The 20904-nt window shown below is 67.8% G+C and carries 21 protein-coding genes; 11 read left to right on the top strand and 10 right to left on the bottom strand.

From position 1 onward, the window contains the following. Positions 1-9: 9 nt before the first annotated feature. Genes EV643_RS16245 through EV643_RS16220 form a run of 6 tightly spaced genes read right to left on the bottom strand, consistent with a single transcriptional unit; the run spans position 10 to position 6216 of the window. A complete protein-coding gene (locus EV643_RS16245) occupies positions 10-777 on the bottom strand; it encodes a GntR family transcriptional regulator (RefSeq protein WP_238165615.1) in 768 nt (255 codons plus the stop codon). Then, positions 774-1679 (bottom strand): ABC transporter permease, encoded by a 906-nt coding sequence (locus tag EV643_RS16240; RefSeq protein ID WP_133800912.1) that lies wholly within the window; start codon positions 1677-1679, stop codon positions 774-776. Before EV643_RS16240 ends, EV643_RS16245 begins: the two co-directional genes overlap by 4 nt. Further along, positions 1666-2610, bottom strand: coding sequence for an ABC transporter permease (locus EV643_RS16235; RefSeq protein ID WP_133800911.1), 945 nt, complete (start codon positions 2608-2610; stop codon positions 1666-1668). The genes EV643_RS16240 and EV643_RS16235 overlap by 14 nt, the downstream gene beginning before the upstream one ends. A gap of 26 nt (positions 2611-2636) precedes the next feature. After that, positions 2637-3914, bottom strand: coding sequence for an NAD(P)/FAD-dependent oxidoreductase (locus tag EV643_RS16230; protein ID WP_133800910.1), 1278 nt, complete (start codon positions 3912-3914; stop codon positions 2637-2639). Between the two features lie 55 nt (positions 3915-3969). Next, positions 3970-4644: a haloacid dehalogenase type II gene (locus EV643_RS16225; RefSeq protein WP_133800909.1), complete on the bottom strand. Its 675-nt coding sequence runs from the start codon at positions 4642-4644 to the stop codon at positions 3970-3972. A gap of 27 nt (positions 4645-4671) precedes the next feature. Further along, entirely contained in the window at positions 4672-6216 is a 1545-nt protein-coding gene (locus tag EV643_RS16220; protein ID WP_133800908.1) for an ABC transporter substrate-binding protein, read from the bottom strand. Between the two features lie 297 nt (positions 6217-6513). On the opposite strand from EV643_RS16220, the gene EV643_RS16215 reads away from it, so the two are divergent. The 5 genes from EV643_RS16215 to EV643_RS16195 are packed head-to-tail and all read left to right on the top strand — an operon-like array spanning position 6514 to position 11392. Then, the gene (locus EV643_RS16215) at positions 6514-7077 is read left to right on the top strand and encodes a GNAT family N-acetyltransferase (RefSeq protein ID WP_133800907.1); all 564 of its coding nucleotides are present in this window, start codon (positions 6514-6516) and stop codon (positions 7075-7077) included. 57 nt (positions 7078-7134) lie between these two features. Continuing rightward, the gene (locus tag EV643_RS16210) at positions 7135-7578 is read left to right on the top strand and encodes an antibiotic biosynthesis monooxygenase family protein (RefSeq protein ID WP_133800906.1); all 444 of its coding nucleotides are present in this window, start codon (positions 7135-7137) and stop codon (positions 7576-7578) included. 12 nt (positions 7579-7590) lie between these two features. Beyond that, a complete protein-coding gene (locus EV643_RS16205; RefSeq protein ID WP_238165614.1) occupies positions 7591-8850 on the top strand; it encodes an aminotransferase family protein in 1260 nt (419 codons plus the stop codon). After that, entirely contained in the window at positions 8847-10319 is a 1473-nt protein-coding gene (locus EV643_RS16200) for an NAD-dependent succinate-semialdehyde dehydrogenase (RefSeq protein WP_133800905.1), read from the top strand. The genes EV643_RS16205 and EV643_RS16200 overlap by 4 nt, the downstream gene beginning before the upstream one ends. Continuing rightward, positions 10319-11392 (top strand): tartrate dehydrogenase, encoded by a 1074-nt coding sequence (locus tag EV643_RS16195; protein ID WP_133800904.1) that lies wholly within the window; start codon positions 10319-10321, stop codon positions 11390-11392. The genes EV643_RS16200 and EV643_RS16195 overlap by 1 nt, the downstream gene beginning before the upstream one ends. 37 nt (positions 11393-11429) lie before the next feature. On the opposite strand, the gene EV643_RS16190 is transcribed toward EV643_RS16195, so the two are convergent. Beyond that, the gene (locus EV643_RS16190) at positions 11430-12629 is read right to left on the bottom strand and encodes an RNA-guided endonuclease InsQ/TnpB family protein (protein ID WP_133800903.1); all 1200 of its coding nucleotides are present in this window, start codon (positions 12627-12629) and stop codon (positions 11430-11432) included. Between the two features lie 101 nt (positions 12630-12730). On the opposite strand from EV643_RS16190, the gene solA reads away from it, so the two are divergent. After that, positions 12731-13882, top strand: a complete 1152-nt coding sequence (gene solA, locus EV643_RS16185) for an N-methyl-L-tryptophan oxidase (RefSeq protein ID WP_133800902.1) — start codon at positions 12731-12733, stop codon at positions 13880-13882. Between the two features lie 230 nt (positions 13883-14112). Here the strand turns inward: solA and EV643_RS16180 are convergent, their stop codons facing one another. Further along, positions 14113-15294 (bottom strand): trans-sulfuration enzyme family protein, encoded by a 1182-nt coding sequence (locus EV643_RS16180; protein WP_166665459.1) that lies wholly within the window; start codon positions 15292-15294, stop codon positions 14113-14115. A gap of 66 nt (positions 15295-15360) precedes the next feature. Between EV643_RS16180 and EV643_RS16175 the strand changes: the two genes are divergently transcribed. Together EV643_RS16175 and EV643_RS16170 are read left to right on the top strand one after the other, a co-directional pair. Beyond that, complete coding sequence (locus EV643_RS16175; RefSeq protein ID WP_133800900.1) at positions 15361-15747, top strand: ArsR/SmtB family transcription factor; 387 nt, start codon at positions 15361-15363, stop codon at positions 15745-15747. A 24-nt stretch (positions 15748-15771) separates the two neighbouring features. Continuing rightward, positions 15772-16920: a cation diffusion facilitator family transporter gene (locus EV643_RS16170; RefSeq protein WP_305000401.1), complete on the top strand. Its 1149-nt coding sequence runs from the start codon at positions 15772-15774 to the stop codon at positions 16918-16920. A 97-nt stretch (positions 16921-17017) separates the two neighbouring features. Here the strand turns inward: EV643_RS16170 and EV643_RS16165 are convergent, their stop codons facing one another. Both EV643_RS16165 and EV643_RS16160 read right to left on the bottom strand, forming a co-directional pair. Continuing rightward, on the bottom strand, positions 17018-17791 hold the full coding sequence (locus EV643_RS16165) for an ABC transporter permease (RefSeq protein WP_133800899.1): 774 nt from the start codon (positions 17789-17791) through the stop codon (positions 17018-17020). Further along, positions 17788-18465 (bottom strand): ABC transporter ATP-binding protein, encoded by a 678-nt coding sequence (locus EV643_RS16160; RefSeq protein WP_133800898.1) that lies wholly within the window; start codon positions 18463-18465, stop codon positions 17788-17790. Before EV643_RS16160 ends, EV643_RS16165 begins: the two co-directional genes overlap by 4 nt. 128 nt (positions 18466-18593) lie before the next feature. Between EV643_RS16160 and EV643_RS16155 the strand changes: the two genes are divergently transcribed. The 3 genes from EV643_RS16155 to chrA are packed head-to-tail and all read left to right on the top strand — an operon-like array spanning position 18594 to position 20895. Then, positions 18594-19094: a Chromate resistance protein ChrB gene (locus EV643_RS16155; RefSeq protein ID WP_133800897.1), complete on the top strand. Its 501-nt coding sequence runs from the start codon at positions 18594-18596 to the stop codon at positions 19092-19094. Next, positions 19091-19522, top strand: coding sequence for a chromate resistance protein ChrB domain-containing protein (locus tag EV643_RS16150; RefSeq protein ID WP_133800896.1), 432 nt, complete (start codon positions 19091-19093; stop codon positions 19520-19522). Before EV643_RS16155 ends, EV643_RS16150 begins: the two co-directional genes overlap by 4 nt. After that, entirely contained in the window at positions 19519-20895 is a 1377-nt protein-coding gene (chrA, locus tag EV643_RS16145) for a chromate efflux transporter (RefSeq protein ID WP_133800895.1), read from the top strand. Before EV643_RS16150 ends, chrA begins: the two co-directional genes overlap by 4 nt. Positions 20896-20904 lie beyond the last annotated feature (9 nt).

The raw sequence follows: 20904 nt of genomic DNA, 5'->3' as shown, positions 1-20904 counted from the left end.
TTCCGTCGATCAGGCCCGGTTGGTCACACCAGAGTGGTTGACGTGGTGGTGGTGACCCGCGCCGTCGGCGGCCAGGTCGTCGAGGGCGACATCGAAGTGCTCGTCGATCGCTGCCAGCAGCGCCTTCCGATCACCGGTCTTCAACTGCCGCACGATCGCCTTGTGCTCGGAGACCAGCTCCGCGCGCTCCACGTAGGTTTCGATCACGAGGTTCAGGCCCAGTCGCATCTGACCCACCAGCGCCTGGTACATCTGCATCAGCCTCGGACTGCCCGCGGCCGACACGAGCACCTCGTGGAAGTGCAGGTCGGCAGCAGCCACCGCCGCGGTGTCACCCTCGGCCATGGCGAGCTCCATCTCGCCCAGCACCTGGTCGAGGCTGGCGATGGTCGCCGCCGAGATGCCACGCTCGACGATGCGCAACATGGCCCCCCGCTCGAGCGCCGACCGGGCGAAATAGAGGTCCTCCACGTCGGCGGCCGACAGGACGGGAACGAAGATCCCACGATGCGGGCTGCTCACCAGTAAGCCCTCCTGCACCAGGCGCTGCATTCCTTCCCGGACCGGTCCGCGGCTGGTCGAGAACCGCGCTGCCAGTTCGACCTCGTTCATCTGGCTGCCCGGCGGAATCCTTCCACTGATGATCGCCTCCCGAAGCTCGCTGGTGACGACAGCTGCCAGGGTCGGCTTGGCCACCCGCGGCGGACGCTTGCGCACCTCTGAATTCTTGGCCATTCCGTCCTCTCTCCGGACCGCGACCGGTCGCGACTCGTTCATGACCGGCTCCCTCGACGCGCGTTGATGCCCTGGCCGATCATCGTCACACTCAGCGCGGTCACGAAGATGGCCAGACCCGGGTAGACGACCAGATGCGGGGCCTGGCTCAGGAACGGCTGCGCCGCCGCCAGCATGGAGCCCCAGTCCGCCGCCGGCGGCTGCACACCGAGTCCGAGGTAGGACAGCGCCCCGACCGTGATGAGCTTGTGCCCGAACCGGAGCGCCGCGTGAGCCATCAGCGGGTTCAGTGAGTTCGGCAGCAGATGTCGCAGCACGATGAAACTGCGCGAGCATCCCAGCGCCCGGGCGGCCTCGATGAAGCCACGCGCGTCGACCTCCATCGCGACACCGCGCGCCAGTTTCGCGAACGGCGTCCATCCGCCGACGACCAGCGCGAGGATCAACGTCGTCTTGCTGGCCCCGAGGATCGACACGACGAACATCGCCACGATCATCTCAGGGAAGGCCAGCAGTACGTCGCAGACGCGCATGACGAACTCGTCGAACGCGCCGCGCACCCGGGCGCAGAGGATGCCCAGCAGCGTGCCGAGGACAGCACAGATCGCGACCGTGGTGCCCGCGATCGTCACGGAGAACCGTCCGCCGTGCATCATCCGGGACAGCACGTCGCGTCCCAGTTGGTCCGTGCCCAACCAGTGCGCCGCGCTGCTACCGGCGAACCGCTGAGTGAGGTCCTGCTCTGCCGGGTCCGACGGAGCGATCCACGGCGTCAGCAGGAGCACCACGACGACAACGGTCAGAATCGCGCCACCAGCGACGAGCGGCCACGGCTGTCGCAGCAGCGCTCTCGTGCGGTTCCTGCGGGTGACTGTCCCGGCGGGCGCGCTGTCCGGGGTCAGCGTGGCCGGTGTGATGGTCTTGGGGCCGTCAAGAACCGACATGGCTCCCCCTCACGGTCGGGTTGATCACGGTGTAGAGGACGTCGGTCACGGTCGCCAGCAGCACGGTGATCGTGACGATGGTGACCATCGAGGCCTGGATCATCGGGATGTCCCCGTTGTGTACGGCGTTGAAGACCAGCCGGCCCATGCCCGGGATACCGAAGATCACCTCCACCACGACCGATCCGCCGAGCAACCCGCCGAGCCAGACCGAGAGCAGGGTGACGACGGGGATGAGGGCGTTCCGGATGCCGTGCCGCAGAATCGTCCGGTAGTAGCCGAGGCCGCGGGCCCGGGCACCCACGATGTACGGCGAGTCGAGTACCTCTGCCATCGATGCCCGGGTGATCTGGGTGAAGTAGCTGATCGGACGCAGCGCCAACGTGACGCACGGAAGGATCATCCACGCCGGCCCGGCCCATCCCGCCGACGGCAGCGCGCCGAACTTCACCGCGAAGACCAGGATCAGCAGCGGAGCCAGCCAGTACTCCGGGACGGCGACGAAGGCCTGCGTCACCGTGGTGATCGCCGTGTCGACCGGTCCGCCCCGCCGCATCGCTGCCAGGATGCCCGACGGCAGCGCCACGGCGATCGCGAGTCCGAGGGCCCCGACGGCCAGCACCAGCGTCACCATGGCGGCCGCGCCGATCTGCGGCATCACGGCCGCCTGGCTCGTGTACGAGTACCCGAAGTCACCACGGACTGCGGTGGCGAGCCAGTCGGCGTACTGGACCAGGACCGGCCGGTCGAGGCCGTACTGCGCTCGCAACGACTCCAACTGTGCCGGGTCGATGTCCATCGCGTTCACCCGGCCGCGCAGGATCTTCCGGGTCGGGTCGCCTGGCGTCAGATAGGGAATCAGGAACACCAGGAACGAGACCGCCAGGAGTGCGGCGACCAGTACCGTCAATCGCCTGACCAGAAATCGCATGCCGAACCTCCGATCCTTTCCCGGACCTACTTGACGAGATCCAGGAAGCGGAAATACGCGCCCACCGGCGGCAGGAACCACGGCGGGCCGACGTGGCCGGGAACCGCGTGGAACGGCAGCTCGCCCCACGGGTTGGCGCTGTGGTCACCCTCGAGCATCTGCGCGACGACCTTGCCCATGTGGGTGGCCATCTGTACGCCGTGTCCGCTGTAGCCCACCGAGTAGAACACTCCGTCCCGACGGCCCGCATGAACCATCTGGTCGAGTGACATGTCCACGAGGCCGCCCCAGCAGTAGTCGATGCCGACGCCGCGCAGCCGTGGGAAGACCTTCGTGATCGCCCGGCGGAGGATGTCCCCCGACCGCAGATCGGAGCCCGGGCTGGACATCGCGAACCTCGCCCGGCCGCCGAAGAGCAGACGGTTGTCCGGCGTGATCCTGAAGTAATAGACCAGGTTCTTGCTGTCGGAGGCGACCCGCCGGTGCGGCAGCAGTTCGTCGATCACCGCGCGGTCCAGGGGTTCCGTCACCACGATGAAGCTGCCGATCGGGACGATCCGACGGCGCAACCACGGGAGCAGCTTGCCCGAATACCCGCTGGTGCCGACCACCACGTCGTCGGCGAGCAACGAGCCCTGCGCGGTGACGACGCGATGGCGCCGCGTACCGAGCCGCTCCAGGGAGACGACCTCACAGTCCTCGTGCAGCGAAGCGCCGTACTGCGAGGCCGCCATCGCGAGCCCGCTGCACAGCTTGCCGACATGGACGCCGGCGGCCAGCGGGTCGACCATCGCGCCGTGGTAGAAGTCGCTGCCGATCTCGTCCCTGATGCGGTTGCGGGGGACGAGCGTCACCTCATGGTTCGCATGCAGGGCCAACAGATCGGCGGACCGCTGGAACTCTTCGTAGTGCGCCGGTTTGCTGGCGAGGTTCAGCTTGCCGACGCGCTCGAAATCACAGTCGATGCCCTCGGTCCGGACGACGTCCTCGACGGTGTCGATCGCGTCGTTGTACACGGTGAACATCCGCGTCGCACTGTCCAGTCCGTACCGCTTCACCGCCTTGGTGAAGTCGATCGCCAACCCGGTCGTCGCCATTCCCCCGTTGCGGCCGGATGCTCCCCAGCCCAGCGTGTGGGCCTCGAGAACGGCGACGCTCGCTCCTTGCCGGGCCAGGTGCAACGCGGTGGACAGGCCGGTCAGCCCGCCACCCACGACGGCGACATCCACGGACGCGGGCAACTCCTGGTGCCGGAAGTCTCCGGCCGGCTTGGCCGTGTCGAGCCAGTAGGAGGTCAGCTTCATGGCATCTCACCTTCGTCCGTGTCGTCGCGTGTCGTCCCCGTGTGGATGCCTGGTGTCACAGGCCCAGCAGGTCCGGTACGCCGGTCAGATCGGTGGTCTCGGCGTACTCGTAGTACGGCGTCGACGGGTCGTAGCCACGGTTGACGTAGACCTTGTGCTTGATCCCCAACTCGTGCGCGGGGATCACGTCGTACCAGATGTGCGACGACACGTGCAGGATCTCCTCGCGGTCCACGTCGAGCTGGTCGAGCATGTACTCGAACGCCTGGTAGCGCGGCTTGTAGGCGCCCGCCTGCTCCGCGGTGAAGACGCGGTGGAAGTCGACCCCGAGCTTCGCGACGTTGCCGGCCAGGATGTGGTCGACCGCGTTGGACAGGATCACCAGCGGATAGTGCGCGGCCAGCTTCGCCAGCGGTTCGGGTACGTCGGCGTGCGGGCCCCATGTCCCCACAGCCGCGACGATCGCGTCCACATCCGACGGCTTGAACTGGATCCGCCAGCGATTGCAGGTCCGTTGCCACGAGTCGCGCAGTACGAGCGGGTAGAGCTTGAACTCGCCGAGCACCTCGTCGATCCGGTAAGCCCGGAAGTCCTTCAGGAACCGGTCGGTGTGCTCCGGCGGGATCACACCTTCGATCAGCGGCCGGACGGTGTCGTTCATCTGGAAGTTGGTCAGCGTTCCGTAGCAGTCGAAGGTGATGTACTTCGGTCTGAACCCGAGGAGTTCCATCGTGTCGTTCCTCTTTCGTGAGCTAGGTCAGTCGGTCTGCGAGAGCTGGGGTGTCAGGGCGTACCGGGCCAGCGGGTCGTCGACGAAGTTCTGGACGCCGGCGCGCTTGGCCGCGATGGTCTTGTCGGTCACCAGGTACACGGTGATCGCCTGCTCGTGCAGCTGCTTGGCCAGCTCGGCGTAGATGGTGTAGCGAGCGGCGGGGTCCTTCTCGCTGTTGGCCTGCGCCAGCCGTGCGTCGAACGCCGGATCGCAGTAGTGGCTGATGTTGAAGGTGCCCTTGCAGGTGTAGTCGGCCTCGAGGAAGCCGATCGGGTCGGCGATGTCGGTCAGGTGGTTGCGAGACAGCAACGCGAGGTCGTAGGTGCCGCCGAGCAGGGCCGGCTCCATCCCCGCGTAGTCGGTCATCGTGACCTTGACGGTGATGCCGATCTGCTTGAGCTGCTCCTGGACCACCGCGGCGAGGTCGGCCATCTCCGGCCGCTCGGTGTAGGCACGCAGGGACAGCGACAGCTTGTCCGGACCGTATCCGGCCTTCTGCAGCAGGGCTTTCGCGGCTTCGACGTCACGGGCGGCCGGCTGGACGCCCTTCGGAGCCCAGGGCTCGTTCGCCGCGAACGGACCGGACGCCGGCTCGACGGTGCCCGAGTAGATCGTCTTCGCGATCGCGTCCAGGTCGACGGTCATCTGGATGGCCTTGCGGACATCGGGATTGTCGAACGGCGCCTTGCCGTAGTTGAGGTACAGGCCCGTGGTCCTCGGCGTGGCCGCCTCGGACACGACGATGCTCTTGTCGCCCGACAGTTCCTCCAGGCTCGCGGAGGGAATGCCGAGGCCGATCTGCGACTCACCGGTGCGGACCTGGGTCGCCCGCGCGTTGCCGTCCGGGAGGAACTTCGCCTCGGCCTTGGCCAGCGTCGCCTTGGTGCCCCAGTAGCTCTCGTTGCGCTCGAGCGACATCGACTGCTGCGGCTTCTGAGCGGTCACGGTGAACGGACCGGTGCAGTGCTTGATGACGTCCGTGCCGCGACCGGCGTACGCCGCCTTGGCCATGATGCCGGTGTTGACGCTGGCCACGCGGTACGGCAGCAACGTGCTCGGCTTCGGCGTGGTGATGCGTACCGTCGACGCGTCCACCGCCTGCACACCACTGACCACCTTGGGCGTGAAAGCACGCGGAGGTGTAGCGGACTTGAGCAGCTTGTTCAGGGCGAACGCGACGCCGTCCGCGTCGAGCGCGGTGCCGTCCTGGAACTTCACGCCCTCGCGGAGGGTGAAGTCCCAGGCTGTCGGACTGGTCTGCGTCCACTTGGTCGCGAGCAGGGGCTGCAGCTCGCCGGAGTCGAAGTCGTACGTGAGCAGGGTCTCCAGGCAGCCGACCTGGGCGAGCACGAAAGCGTCGTCGGTCTCGAGCGCGTAGCCGGCCTTGGGCGTGAACTGGAGGGCGATGGTCAGGCTGCTGGTCGCGGCGTTCGCGGAGCCACCGGAACTGGAGAAGCTTCCGCAGGCCGGGACCGTGAGAAGTGCGGCGATACAGAGCGCAGCGCCTTGCAGGGGACGAATCGGTCGCATGCGACACCACCTGGGTCGGTCGGGAGCCGTCGAATCGGCTCTGGTGCGTTCCCAGCAAGGTAGGAGCGGCTTGTCGCGATTGTCAACAACTCATGCAAATTGATTCCGCTGTTGACTCGACCGCGTGTCCTCGGCCCAGCGCTCGAAACATCTCAGATGTTGCCGTATTCCGTTGTTTTACAGGCCATTCGGCCTACTCGATCTGCCCGATGAACGCCACACATGTCGTGCCGATGACGGCAGTATTACGTGAATTGGGGGTTGTCAACAATCTCTCATGCGTTCATGATGCTGGACATGACGACTCACACAGACCCCGACGGCGTGGTCATCCGGGCACTGACGGAGGCCGACATCCCCGCCGCACAGGCGATCATGATGCGCTCCGTCATCGAGGACTTCGGGGACTCTTACGACCCGGTCGTCCACGCGGACGTCGACGACATCGCCGGGTGGTACATCGAGCCGGAGGGACCCTTCATGCTGGTGGCGGAGGACACGGCCATCGGTGAGGTGATCGCCACCTGCGGCATCCGCGCGGGCGCTCTCAAGGAGGGCTTGAGCCCGCGGCACCTGGTCGACCGCTACCGCGACGGGCGTACCGGCCAACTGGTGCGCGTGTACGTCCTGAAGGAGCACCGCCGGCGACACATCGCCAGGGCGCTCGTCCAGGCCGTCATCGACCGCGCCCGCCAGGAGTTCTACTACGACACCATCGCTCTCCACACCTACCCGCACTCGCCGGGAGCGCTGCCGTTCTGGCAATCACTCGGTTGTGAGCTCGTCGAAGACGATGTCGACGGCATCACCAAGGCCGTCTTCTTCGAACTCCCCCTCGACCGTCAGCCGGCCGACGCCTAGTCGCACCACCGCGCGGCGTCGTACCGCGCGTCATCCCCGATCCGAAAGGACATCGCTGTGAAACGACGCGACATCTTCATCTTCGTCCCGCAACCCGGCAAGGCCGCCGAGGCGAAGGAATACCTGGGCGACTGGTTGCGGTCGCTGGCAGACCACCCCGGCTACCTGGGCGGCTCCGTCCTCGAGGAAGTGGCCGGCGAGCTCATTCCGGACACCCTCGTCATGCTGCTGGAGTTCGAGTCGACCGAGGCGGCACGAGCCCTCTGGCCGAAGATCGAGACCACGATCAACCCGCTCTACCCCGACGACAAGAGCGACTCGTCGCCCGACCAGGGGACGGCGTTCTTCGACGACACCAAGGAAACGATCAAGAGCGGCGGCGACAACCCGCTGAGGTTCACCCGCGGCAACGGGCTGCTCGCGCGGATGCTGCACATCCACGCGGCGGTGGCGGACGAGTTCAGCGCCCAGACTGCTGCGCTCGGCGCCGGCACCCGCTGAAGGGCGCGGACCGTGAGCACGCCACCCGCCCTGTGGCACCCACAGGCGCACATGCCCACGACGATCAAGGAACGCGTCGTCATCGCCTCCGCGAGCGGTGCGTGGCTGACCACCGAGGACGGCCACCGGCTGCTCGACCTGCCGGCCGGGCTCTGGTACGCGAACATCGGTCACGGTCGTGAGCGGATCGCACAGGCGGCGGCCAAGCAGATGACGACCTTGGAGACCTACCATCTGTTCGGCATCCACGCCAACCGGCCGGCAATCGATCTCGCCGAGCGGTTGCGCGGCCTGGTTCCGGTCGCCGACGCGTCGTTCATCCTCACCTCCGGCGGGTCGGACTCGGTCGAGGTCGCCTGCAAGCTCGCACGCCGCTACTGGCAGCAGGTGGGACGAACGAGGAAGACCGTCGTCCTGAGCCGGACGGGTGGCTATCACGGTTTGCACGGCTTCGGTACGTCGATCGCCGGCCTGGACTTCAACCGGGCCGGCTACGGCACCGAGTCACTGATCCCCGAGACCGCACGAATCCCGCTCGCGGACCTCGCCGCCACGCGGACACTGATCGAGCGGATCGGCCCGGGGAACGTCGCCGCGCTGGTCGCCGAGCCGGTGGTCGGTACGGGCGGTGTCCATCCACCGCCGGACGGGTATCTGACCGGACTCCAGGCGCTGTGCCAGGAGTTCGACATCCTCCTCGTCGCCGACGAAGTCATCACAGGGTTCGGCCGGACCGGTGAATGGTTCGCGAGCCACCGCTGGGGTATCGAGCCCGATCTGATCACCATGGCGAAAGGCATCACCTCGGGCTACGCGCCGCTCGGTGCGGTGGCGGTCTCCGGGCGAGTGTCGGAGCCGTTCATGTCGGGGGACGACGCCCCGATCTTCCGGCAGGGCATCACCTACTCCGGGCACGCGACGGCCTGTGCGGTGGCCATGGAGAACCTCGACGTACTGGAGGAAGAGGACCTCGTCGCGCGGGTCCGGGCGCTCGAACCTGTGCTGGCCACGGCGTTCGGCTCACTCGCCGAGTCGCCGTTGGTCCACGAGGTCCGCGCGATCGGACTGATGGCGGGAGTTCAGTTGCTGCCCGACGTACCGGCCGACGAGGTGATCCGCGGCTGCCGCGAGCGAGGTGTGCTGACGCGCCTGCTGGCCGGCAACGCCTTGCACGTATGCCCTCCCTTCGTGATCACACCCGATGAGATCCGCTTCGCGGCGGACGTGATCGCGGCGGCGCTCGACGCCGTCGCGGAAAGGACAGCCGCATGACCGCGATCGTGTGGGGAACCGACGCGCTCGAGTCGGTTCCCACCGGGTTCCTGACGACCGACTGGCAACCGGCAGCCGCCGGTGCGACCTTCGATGTCTTCGACCCGTCGACCGAACGGCCGATCGCCGCCGTCGCCGACTGTGGGCCGGCCGATGCCTTGGCTGCTCTCGACGCCGCGGCCGGCGCGGCTTCGACGTGGGCGTCCTCGACGCTTCGAGAGCGGGCCGACGTGCTGCACCGGCTCGTTGATGGGCTCCTCGCGAACAACGAGCGTCTGGCTCAGCTCATCACTCTTGAGGTCGGCAAGACGATCCGAGAGGCACGTGGCGAGGTGGTCTATGCGGCCGACTACGTCCGGTGGTACGCCGAGGAGGCCGTTCGACCACATGGCCGGAGTACCGCCTCGCCCGACGGGCGCAACCACATCGTCACGGTCGCCGAACCGGTCGGCCCCTGTCTGCTCATCACGCCGTGGAATGTCCCACTCGCCATGGCGGCCAGGAAGGTGGCGCCCGCCGTGGCTGCCGGCTGCACCGCCGTACTGAAGCCCGCGGAACTGACGCCGCTCACCTCACTGGTTTTCGGGGAGTTGCTGCGCGAAGCCGGTGCTCCCCCGGGCGTGCTCTGTGTCGTGACGACGAGCAAGCCCGCGGATGTGAGCGGTCCACTGCTGGCGGACCCGCGCCTGCGCAAGGTCTCCTTCACCGGGTCGACCGCGGTCGGCCGGATCCTGCTCGAACAGAGCGGTCGCCGCGTCCTGAGAACCTCGATGGAGCTGGGCGGCAACGCTCCCTTCGTGGTGTTCGACGACGCGGACCTCGAGGTCGCCGTCCGCGAGGCGATGATCGCCAAGATGCGGCTGGGCGGACAGTCCTGTGTCGCGGCCAACCGCTTCCTTGTTGCCGACGGCATCGCTGACGCGTTCGTCGACGCCTTCGCCGCACGGATGGCAGCCGTTGTCGTGGGCAACCCTGCCGACGAGGACACCGACCTCGGCCCTCTGGTCGACCACCGCGCGGTCGAGAAGGCGAACCGCCTGATCGACGACGCCGTCGCCAAGGGCGCGGTCGTGGTCGTCCGCGCACCGATCCCGGACGGGCCGGGCCACTACGTCGCGCCGACCGTCCTCGATCAGGTGCCCGCGGATGCCGACATCCTGCGCGAGGAGGTGTTCGGGCCGGTGGCGGCGATCCGGCGATTCTCGACCGAGGCCGAAGCGGTTGCTGCTGGCAACGACACCGAGCACGGCCTGGCGGCGTTCGTGATCACCCGCGACACGGAGCGCGCCCGGCGGGTGAGCTCCGGCCTCCAGACCGGGATGGTCGGGATCAACCGCGGGCTGGTGTCCGATGTGGCGGCGCCGTTCGGCGGCGTGAAGCAGTCCGGGCTCGGGCGCGAGGGCGGGCCTGAGGGACTGCACGAATACCTGCAGTTCAAGTACCTCTCCTCGCCCGGCTTCCAGCTCTGATGGCCGTCGTCAGTCTTGCTCTCATCCCCGGTGACGGCATCGGGGTCGAGGTGATGGAGTCCGCGAAGCAGATCCTCGACGCGGTCCAGGCGACGTACGACGTGACGTTCACGATGACCGAACTGGACTGGTCCTGCGAGCGATACCACCGTACGGGTGCGATGATGCCCGCCGACGGTCTCGACGTCCTCGGCCGGCACGATGCCATCCTGCTGGGTGCCGTCGGCTGGCCCGGGGTCCCCGATCATGTGTCGTTGTGGGGTCTGCTCATTCCGATCCGCAGAACCTTCGGTCAGTACGTGAACCTGCGGCCGATGCGGGTCTTCGAGGGAGTGCCGACGCCGGTGCGTCCGGAGTTGTCCGCCGGCACGGACTTCGTCGTCGTACGGGAGAACTCCGAGGGCGAGTACAGCGAGGTCGGCGGCCGGATCGGTCGGGGCTCGTCCGAAGTCGCGCTGCAGCAGAGCACATTCTCCCGCGTAGCGGTGGAACGGATCGCCGAGTACGCGATGACGACGGCGGAGAGTCGTCGCGGTCACGTCCGGTCCGCCACCAAGTCCAACGGCATCATCCACACCATGACGTTGTGGGACGAGGTCGTCGACGACGTCGCCGTGCGCCACCCGGACGTGACGATGTCGCGCGAGCACGTGGACGCGATGGCGGCACGGATGGTGATGCACCCGTCGGACTTCGACGTCGTGGTGGCGTCGAACCTCCTCGGCGACATCCTGTCGGACCTGGCGGCCGCCGTCTGCGGCAGCATCGGGATCGCGCCGTCCGCGAACCTGGCCCCTGATGGTCCGGGGCCGTCGATGTTCGAGCCCGTCCACGGTTCGGCGCCGGACATCGCGGGCAAAGGGCTGGCCAACCCGATCGGCATGCTCTGGTCCGTGGTGCTGATGTTGGAGCACCTTCGGCTTCAGGAGCCCGCCGCAGCCCTCATGAGTGCCATCGAGGAGTCGCTGCGCGATCCACGGACCCGCACGGCAGATCTCGGCGGTACGGCGTCGACCGGCGAGGTCACCGAATTCGTCGCAGCCCTGCTACTGAAGGAAAGAGTCAGCAGTTGACGTCCTCCCCGCCCTCAAGGGACAGGGATTCCAACCACTACGCGGAGGTAGCGAGTTGAGGTTCACGCTTCGGCGAGACCCGTACTGGCGGCGTCTCTCGGCGTGCGCTGACGGCCCGTCCGGCCGCGATGTTGACTGCCGCGTTCACGTCCGCGTTCGCCTGGTGTCCGCAGGCTGCGCACCGGAACACCGCTTGGTTCTCGCGATTCTCCGGTGCGCAGTGCCCACAGGCGCTACAGGTTTGCGACGTGTACGCAGGATTCACTCTCTCGACCCGTCCGGCGGCCTTGTGCTCCAGGCGCTGCACGAGCAGCCCCCACCCGTTGGCGAGAATGCCGCGATTCAGACCGGCCTTGGCGCGGCGACGATTCGGCAGGTACCCGCCCGGCTGTTCCGGATCGGGCTTGGGCTTGGGTCGCCTGGTCATCGGCGCGACCCGCAGGTCCTCGACCCGGATGACGTCGAACCGTCGGGCGAGGTCGGTGCTGGTCTTCTCCACCCAGTCCTTGCGCCGGTCACCGGCCCGGGCGTGCAGCTTCGCGATCGCGGCCCTCACCCGCTGCCGGCGCTTGGAGCCCGGATGAGCGCGGGCCAGGCGGCGTTGCAGGTGCTTGAGCCGTTCCTGCTCACGGTCCGACAGCCCGGTGCAGGTCAGAAGTTCACCGGTGGACAGGGCCGCCGACACGGTGACGCCGCGGTCCACCCCGACGACCTCGCCCGTACCCGGTGCCGGAATCGGCTCCGGGATCGCGGCGAACGCGATGTGCCAGCGACCCACCCGGTCGCGGGTGATGCGGTACGACTTCGCGTCGGGCACGGCACGGGACAGCCGGAACTGCACCCGGCCGACCTTGGGCACGTTGACCGCGGCCCACTTGCGGTTCAGCTTGACGATCCGGGACGCCTGGGAGCCGACGATCCGGAACCCCTCGTGCACCCCCGCTCTGCGCCAGGTCGGCCGCCGATGGGTCCCTGCGTAGAAGTTCCGGACCGCCTGGTCGAAGTCGCGCAGCGCCTGCTGCTGCACGGTCTGCGACCCGGCCCGCAACCAGCCGAACGCGCCCCGCGCCTCGGTCAACTGCCGGGCCTGCTCGACGTACCCGGGCGTCGGACCCTTGTCGGGGGTCCACATCGACCACTGCTCCAGAGCCAGGTTCCACACGTACCGGGCGTGCCCGCACTGCGCCAGCAACGCAGCCTGCTGCGCGGGAGTCGGGTCCAGCCGGTATCGGGACATGCCAATGATCCAATCAGCCGGGACCGACAGTCCCCAGTTTCCGAAGGGAGGGAGTCGCGGTTCCTCCCCGCCATGAAGGACGGGTTCCCGCGACCTAACAGATGAGCCGAGCAGAGGTCGCTGTCATCGGACTGGGTGCCATCGGGTCGATGACCCTGTGGCGGCTCGCCGAGCGTGGAGTGAGCGTGCACGGCTACGAGCGGTTCGGCGTCGCGCACGACCGCGGAGCATCGGCCGGTCAGACCCGGCGGTTCTCCGTCCAGAGTCAGCGCGAGCCTCGCCTCACACCTCTGGCGATGGAGGCGTTCGATCTGTGGCGCGAGCTCGCCGATCTCTCCGGCCGCGAACTGTTCCGGCAAACCGGTGGCGTGATCATCGGGCCGGAAGGTAGGCCGTCCATCGTCTCGGCGATCGCGTCCGCGCGGGAATACGAGCTCCCCCACGAGTCACTCGGGCCGGACGCGCTGCGATCGCGGTTCCCGCAACACGTCGTACGCGACAGTGATGTCGGCGTCACCGATCCGTTCGCGGGATACCTGCGGCCTGAGGCAAGCGTCGCGTCTGCCGTCGAACGCGCCACAGCTCTCGGTGCGGAAGTGAGCCTCTACACCGAGGTCATCGGCATAGAGCCACGGGCTGACGGAGTTGCCGTCATCACCAGGGACGGCGAGGTGACCTACGAGCGGGTGGTCCTGGCACCGGGTGCGTGGGCGGGCGATCTCGTTCCGGGTGCGGCCCAGCTCGTCGTACCACGACGGCTGGTTCAGGCGTGGTACCTGGCCCGGCGACCGGCTGACTACCGCCCCGAGACCTTCTGCGTCTTCGAGCGGGTGGGCGACGTTTCTGCCTACGGATTCCCTTCCCTCGACGGTCTGACAATCAAGATCGGGGTCAAGTTCGAGGCACATCCGGTGATCGACGATCTCGGCAATGTCCAGCGGTCGGTGGACGTCGGCCATGCGGTCCGGCTCGCCGGCGTGATCCGGGAGTTCTTCCCCGGGCTGTACCCCGATCCGGTCACGCTGGTGACCGGGATCGAGGGCTACAGCCCGGACGACCAGCCACTCGTCGGACTCGCGCCGGCGGACCCACGGCTCGTGATCGCGTGCGGATTCTCCGGCGCGGGCTTCAAGTTCGCACCGGTGATGGGAGACATCGTCGCCGACTTCGCCACCACCGGCTCGACCACCCGCGACGCGTCATTCCTGACGCCGGGACGGCACCTTGCTGCGACGTCACTCGGTGCAAGCTGACGCGGCTCAGGCATCGTCGCTCCACCTGGGTGCTTCTCGGTCGACATGAGGCCGCGCACCGACGCGGCCACAGTACCCAGCGGAAGACCTATTCCGAGATGCACGCCGATCATCCGCCGTACGTCGTTCGTCACCCCGGCAGCCAGCATCGTCAGCGCTCCGCGGACACCCTCTTCGGCCGAGCTCGGGACGCGCGTGCAAGGTGCGGCGCAGGTCGACGAGACGGGACCTCAAGGTGTCTCGTCCAGCGCACGCAGGAAGTCCGCGATCAGTACGTCCGCCGGCTCGACACCGCAGGACACGCGAATCATGCCGTCATCGATGCGTGCTGCCCTGCGCTCTTCGGGCGTCAGCGAGAAGTGTGACGAATTGAACGGCGTACTCACCAGTGTCTCGACACCGCCGAGGCTGGTGGCCTCACAGGCGACCTGCAACCGCCGCATCACTCGCAATGCCCGGTCGTCACCGCCGGCGACGGTGAACGAGACCATGCCACCTGCGCGCAGATCGTCGTCGTCACGACGGAGCACTCGCGCGGCGACCTCAGCGCGCTCGTAGTCCGGCAACGACGGATGACGCACGCGTACGACGTCATCACGCGCAGCCAATGCCGTGGCCAGGGTCCGGGCAGTCGCACACGAATGCGCCAAGCGCACCTGGAAGGTCTGCAGACCACGCCAGACGAGGTACGCCGCATGCGGATCCAGGCAGGTGCCCAACGTGATGACGCGGCGCTGCACCTCGCGCACGAGGTCGAACGAGCCGGCCACCACCCCCGCGATCGCGTCCGAGTGACCGTTCAGGAACTTGGTTGCCGAGTGCAACACAACGTCCGCACCGAGCGCCAGCGGCTGCACGCAGTACGGCGTGGCGAAGGTGTTGTCGACGACGAGGCGCGCGCCCGCGTCGTGCGCGATCCGCGCAATGGCTGGCAGGTCTGCGAGGTCCAACTGTGGATTCGCCAGCGTCTCGACGTAGACGACACTGGTCGGTCTGTCCGCCACCGCCGCCCGCCACTCGTCCAGGTTCATCGCATCTACCTGTACGACGTCGAAGCCCCACGCCGGCAGATCGCGGACCAGGAGGTCCCGCGTATCGCCGTACACCTGCCTCGCGGCGACCACCCGGTCACCCGCGGACAACAGGGTGAGCAGCGTCGTGGCGATCGCCCCCATGCCGGACGACGTCATGAACGCCGCCTCCGCTTCCTCGAGGCGTCGTACCTCGTCGGCCGCGACATCGACGGTGGGATTGCGGAACCGCCCGTACCAGATCTCGTCCAGTCCGCCGTCCTGGACGTCCTTGTACGCCTCGTCGTCCAGGAAGTAGGTCACCGACTGGTGGATCGGCGGAACCACCGGGCGGGTTCTGGGACTGAACCGCTCGGACTGGGCTGGTCTGCCCTCGATCATCGGGTCCTCCTCGTCGTCCGTCCCAGGGCCTTGCCGGGACGTGGGGTACTTGCTTAGTATCTGCATATGCGCGCAGATACGCAATCACGCAGACCTACACCGGGCGACGAACAGGTCGCGCTGGCCGTGGAGGTCTTCCGGATGCTGTCCGACCCCACCCGGGTCCGGCTGCTCTGGGCGCTGCTGGACGGCGAGATGGCGGTGAACGAACTGGCCGAAGCGGTCGGCAAGTCACAGGCCGGGGTATCCCAGCACTTGGCCAAGCTGCGGCTGGCACGGCTCGTCCGGACCCGGAAGCAGGGAAACCAGGTCTTCTACCGGATCGAGAACTCCCATGCCAGCCAGTTGGTCCAGGACGCGATCTACCACGCCGAGCACTCCAGCGGGGGCTTTCCCGATCACCACCGGGCAGCCGACGCGGTAAGCCATCTCGATCCAGCCACCGGCACCTGACAGAGCAGAGGACATAGACAGCCGATGAGCACCACAGAGCACGAGCACAACCACCCCCACCCAACCGAGCACGACGCTGAGCACGGGCACGGGCACGGTCACGGGCATCACGCGAAGCCCGACGGCGAGCACGCTGCTGAGCAAGGTCATGGGCACGGTCATGGGCACGGTCACGGCGACCGCGACCATGGCGATCATGACCACGGCAGCGGGGTGTGGGCGAAGGTCAAGCACGCCCTCGTGCCGCACGCTCACGACTCGAACGAAGCGATTCAGTCCGCCCAGGAAGCCAGCAAGGAAGGCATTCGCACCGCCTGGATCGGGCTGGCCGGCATGATGCTGACCGCGTTGCTCCAGGTCGTCATCGTCTGGGCGTCCGGCTCCATCGCCCTCCTGGCCGACACCCTGCACAACCTCGGCCATGCCGCCACGACCATCCCGCTGGTGATCGCCTTCAAGATCGGGCAGCGCGCCGCAAGCAAGCGCTACCCGTACGGCTATCGCCGCGCGGAGGACCTGGTCGGACTCTTCATCTCCCTCGTGATCGCGGCCTCGGCCGGCCTCATCATCTGGGAATCCATCGACGCGCTGGTCAATCCCCACCCGCTGACCAACCTCGGCTGGGTCTTCGCCGCCGGGATCGTCGGCGCTGCCGGAAACGAGGTCGTGGCGGTCTATCGCATCCGGGCGGGCAAGCGCATCGGCTCGGCTGCCCTCGTCGCCGAAGGGCAGCACGCCCGGGTCGACGGGTTCACCTCGATCGCCGTCGTACTCGGTGTCATCGGGGTCTGGCTCGGGTTCGCGCGTGCCGACGCCATCGTCGGTCTGTTCATCGCCGTCGCGATCCTCGGCGTCCTGGTCAGCTCGCTGCGGATCACGATTCGCCGGCTGATGGACGGCGTGGACGACGGCGTCATCGATCAGATGACGCAGACCGCTCGTACGGCAGAAGGTGTCACCGGTGTCGAGACCATGCGCGCCCGGTGGAGTGGCCACCGCCTCGTGGCCGACGCCGAAATCACCGTAGAGCCCGGACTCTCGGTGGCCGATGCACACAGCATCGCCGAGTTCGTGGAGCACCGGCTCCTCACGAAAACGCCGCACCTGCAGGAGGTCAGCGTCCATGTCCATCCAGCCGGCGTCACACACCCACTGACCGGGAGCCTGGTCTGACTGCGGTGATGGACGGCCGCTAGCTCTGACGTTGTCCCGAAGGGCTCGACCCTCCGGGACAACGTCATGTCGAGCCAGACGCCGATGCGTACGGCGACTACGGGGTGGCGACTTGGCGCAGGCGGTGGGCTTGATCGAAGAGGGCTCGTTCGGACAGGCGGGCGGCGATCAGAGCGGCCAAGGCGTCCGCGGCCAGGAGCATGTACATGACGACGATCTGGTAGCGGATCGCGGTCAGCGGGTCGACGCCGGCGAGGATCAGACCGGTCATCGCGCCCGGGAGGCTGATCAGCCCGACGACCCGGGTGGAGTCGACCGCCGGAATCAGTGCATAGCGAAGCGTGGAGCGATGATGCGGAGCGAACGCCTCGCGAGCAGGCAGGCCGAGCGCCAGGCGTGCCTCGATCGCGGGCCGCGCCGTCCGGGCTTCCTCGCGGAGCCGACTGAGAACCAGAGCGGCCGTCTGCATCGCGTTCGCCACGACCATGCCACCGACCGGGATCACGACCCGCGTTTCGATCGCGATCACGCCGGTGGCGAGCAGAACGCCCAACGTGGCGGCCGTGCCCACCCCGACCGCGGCCGTGGCAATCCAAGTTGCCTGTGGCAACCCTCGAGCACGACGGCCGGCCACCTGTCCCGCGATGACCACCATGAGTGCAAGCCAGCCGATGGCGCCCGGCAGTCCGGTATGCCTGAACAGGAGCAGCAGTACGGCGCCGATGGCAACCAATTGGATCGCGGCCTGCACCGCAGCGACCAGCACATCGCGGGACAGCCCGAGGCGTTGCCGCCAGACCACCAGGACGCAGACGACCACCAGTGCGGCGGAGGTCGCGACACCAGCCCACGACGGAACCTGAGCGTTCATACGGCATCACCTTGCAGATAGGCGACCTGAGCCACCGGACCATGTTCGACCAGCCGCCCGGCGGTCAGTACGACGGCCTCGTCGGCTATCCGGCGCGCCTGGGCCGCATCGTGGCTGACCAGGACGACCGTCATCCCATCCGCGGCCAACTGCTTGAACACTGCCTCCACCGCCGCGGTGCTGGCCGGATCCAGCGCTGACGTCGACTCGTCCGCCAAGAGGACCTCAGGTTTCACCGCCAGAGTTCGCGCCAGGCACACCCGCTGCGCCTCACCGCCCGACAGCCCCGCGGTCGGCCGCTCGAGCATCGAGTCCGGCAGGCCGACACGTTCGAGCAGTTTCGCGGCTTCGTCTTCGGTGAGCTCCTGTCGGCCGACTCGCAGGTCGTCCAGGACCCGCTCGGTCAACAGGGTCGGCGCCTGCGCGACCAACCCGACCCGGCGTCTCAGAGCCAGTACGTCGAACTCCGGCAGCGGACGGCCGTGCAGCAGGACCCGCCCACCGGTCGGTTCACCGAGACGATTGAGGAGCCTAAGCAGGGTCGACTTCCCGGCTCCCGACGGCCCGACCAGCGCCGTACAACTGCCCGCGCGGATCTCGATGCCGACCGAGTCCAGCAAGAGCGCCTGCCCACGCCGAACGGAGACCTCCTCCAAGGTAAAGACCGCTACCACGATCACCTCCAACTGTAATGACCGCTACCGCGACTCATCATCGCATCCGTTCATCAGGTGGACTGTGCGAGCATGTGGCCGACGGCGATGCAACCATGGTTACATCAGATCGTGAACGAGGAGGAGTGATGGGCGCCGAACGTTCGCCTGGCACGTGGGTGCTGTTGTCCTACCGGATGCCCCGGGAGCCGTCGACGCCGAGGATCGCGGTCTGGCGGAAGCTGAAGCGGCTCGGCGTGGCCCAGCTGTCCGACGGCCTCGTCGCGCTGCCGGCCGATGCGAGGACCCGGGAGCACCTGGAATGGATCGCCGATGAGGTCATGGAGCACGGCGGAATGGCCGGCATCTGGCTTGCTTCACCGGCGACACAAGCCCAGGAACGGCAGCTCGCCGAGTCCATGGCCGCAGCCCGCGCCGACGAGTACCGGGCACTGACTGCGGCTGCCGCCGATGCCACCGACCTGCCGGCCGCCGAGCAGTCGCGACTCAGTACCCGGCTCCGCGCCGACCTGCGCCGAGCGAACCGGCGTGACTACTTTCCGCCGCCCGAGCGCGAAGAGGCCCGGGCCGCCATCGACGGGCTGCAGTCGCCTGTGCACTCTGCCGGAAAGGGAACAGCGAAGCGATGATCTGGACCACCAGGGCGGGCATTCACATCGACCGCGCCGCGTGCGCGTGGCTGATCCGCCGCTTCGTCGACGCCGACGCGGACTTCACCTTCGTGTCCGACCCGGACGATGTACCGCCGAGCGCGACACCGTTCGACATGCGCGGCGTGGAACTGGGCCACCACGACGGCGACTGCAGCTTCGAGACAATCCTGCGCCGTTACGAGCTGACCGATTCCGTGCTGTGGCGCATCGCCGAGATCATCCATGAAGCCGATCTCGACGACGAGCGGTACGACGCCCCCGAGGCACCCGGTCTCGACACCGCGTTGCGCGGACTGTCCATGGTGTGCGACGACCTCGAGATCCTCACGGTCACCGGGCCGCTGTTCGACGGTTTGTACGAGTTCTACCGCCGCGCGCTGCTGCTCGGCCACGAGCCGGCATGAGCCGAGAGCACGCGACCCCGGCCGCCCACGGTGATGTGATTCCCTTCCGGAAGGCACTGCGGGTCTGGCTGACGATCTCCCTGCAGACGTTCGGTGGACCGGCCGGTCAGATCGCGGTCATGCAACGAACGCTGGTGGACGAGAAGCGCTGGATCGGCCAGCGACGGTTCCTGCACGCACTGAACTACTGCATGCTCCTGCCCGGCCCCGAGGCGCAGCAACTCGCCGTCTACATCGGCTGGCTGCTGAACGGAACCCGTGGTGGTCTCGCCGCCGGCACGCTGTTCGTGCTCCCGGGTGTCATCGCTCTCTTGATCCTTTCGGCGATCTATGTGGCCTTCGGCGAGAGCGGGGTTGTCACAGCCTTGTTCGCGGGCCTGGCGCCGGCGGTACTGGCCGTCGTCGCCCAGGCCGTCGTCCGGGTCGGCCGACGCGCACTCACCCATCGTCTGCTGGTCGTGGTCGCGGTCGCCGCATTCGTCGCTCTGGCCGTCTTCGGCCTACCGTTCCCGGCCGTGGTCGCTGCGGCCGCAGTCATCGGCTGGGCACTCGGGCGGCTCGCTCCCAGCGTCTTCGCCCATCGCGCGGAGGACGACGTCTTGACCGAAGCGCCCCCGCTCATCGCCGACGACGCGCTGCACGCTGAGCCACCCAGCCGCACACGGGCCGTCCGCATCCTCGTGACAGGCGTGTTCCTCTGGTTCGCGCCGGTCGTCGCTGTTTCCACCATCTTCGGCACGAACAGTATCTTCACGACCCAGGGCACGTTCTTCGCCGGCGCCGCGGTCGTCACCTTCGGTGGCGCCTACGCCGTACTCGCGTACGTCGCCCAGCGTGCGGTCGAGGTGTACGGCTGGCTCGCCCCCGGCGAGATGGCCCGAGGACTCGCACTCGCCGAAAGCACGCCCGGTCCCCTCATCATGGTCGTCCAATTCGTCGCGTTCGTCGGCGCCTACCGGCACCCGGGCGACCTTGACCCGTGGGCGGCCGCTTTGCTCGGGGCGTTCCTGACCACCTGGGTGACCTTCATTCCCTGCTTCCTGTTCGTGCTGCTGGGAGCGCCGTACATCGAACGACTCCGCGGCAACCACGCCCTGACCACCGCACTCACCGGCATCACCGCCGCCGTGGTCGGCGTCATCGCCAACCACGCGCTCTACTTCGCGCTCAACACTCTGTTCGAGTCGACGACTCTGACGGAGTGGGGTCCGGTTCACCTCCGACTGCCCGAGCTCGCCTCGATACGGCCACTCGAGTTGAGCATCACGGTGATCGCCGCGGCGCTGATCTTCTGGCGCCGCTGGTCGGTACTCCGGACTCTCGGCGCTTGCGCCATCCTGGGCCTGGCGTTCTCCGCCCTCGCGGCGATCTGATGAATGCTC

Source organism: Kribbella caucasensis (assembly GCF_004361855.1).
Lineage (GTDB): Bacteria > Actinomycetota > Actinomycetes > Propionibacteriales > Kribbellaceae > Kribbella > Kribbella caucasensis.
The sequence above is the reverse complement of the archived record's forward strand: the minus strand, read 5'-3'. Positions and strand labels throughout refer to the sequence as shown.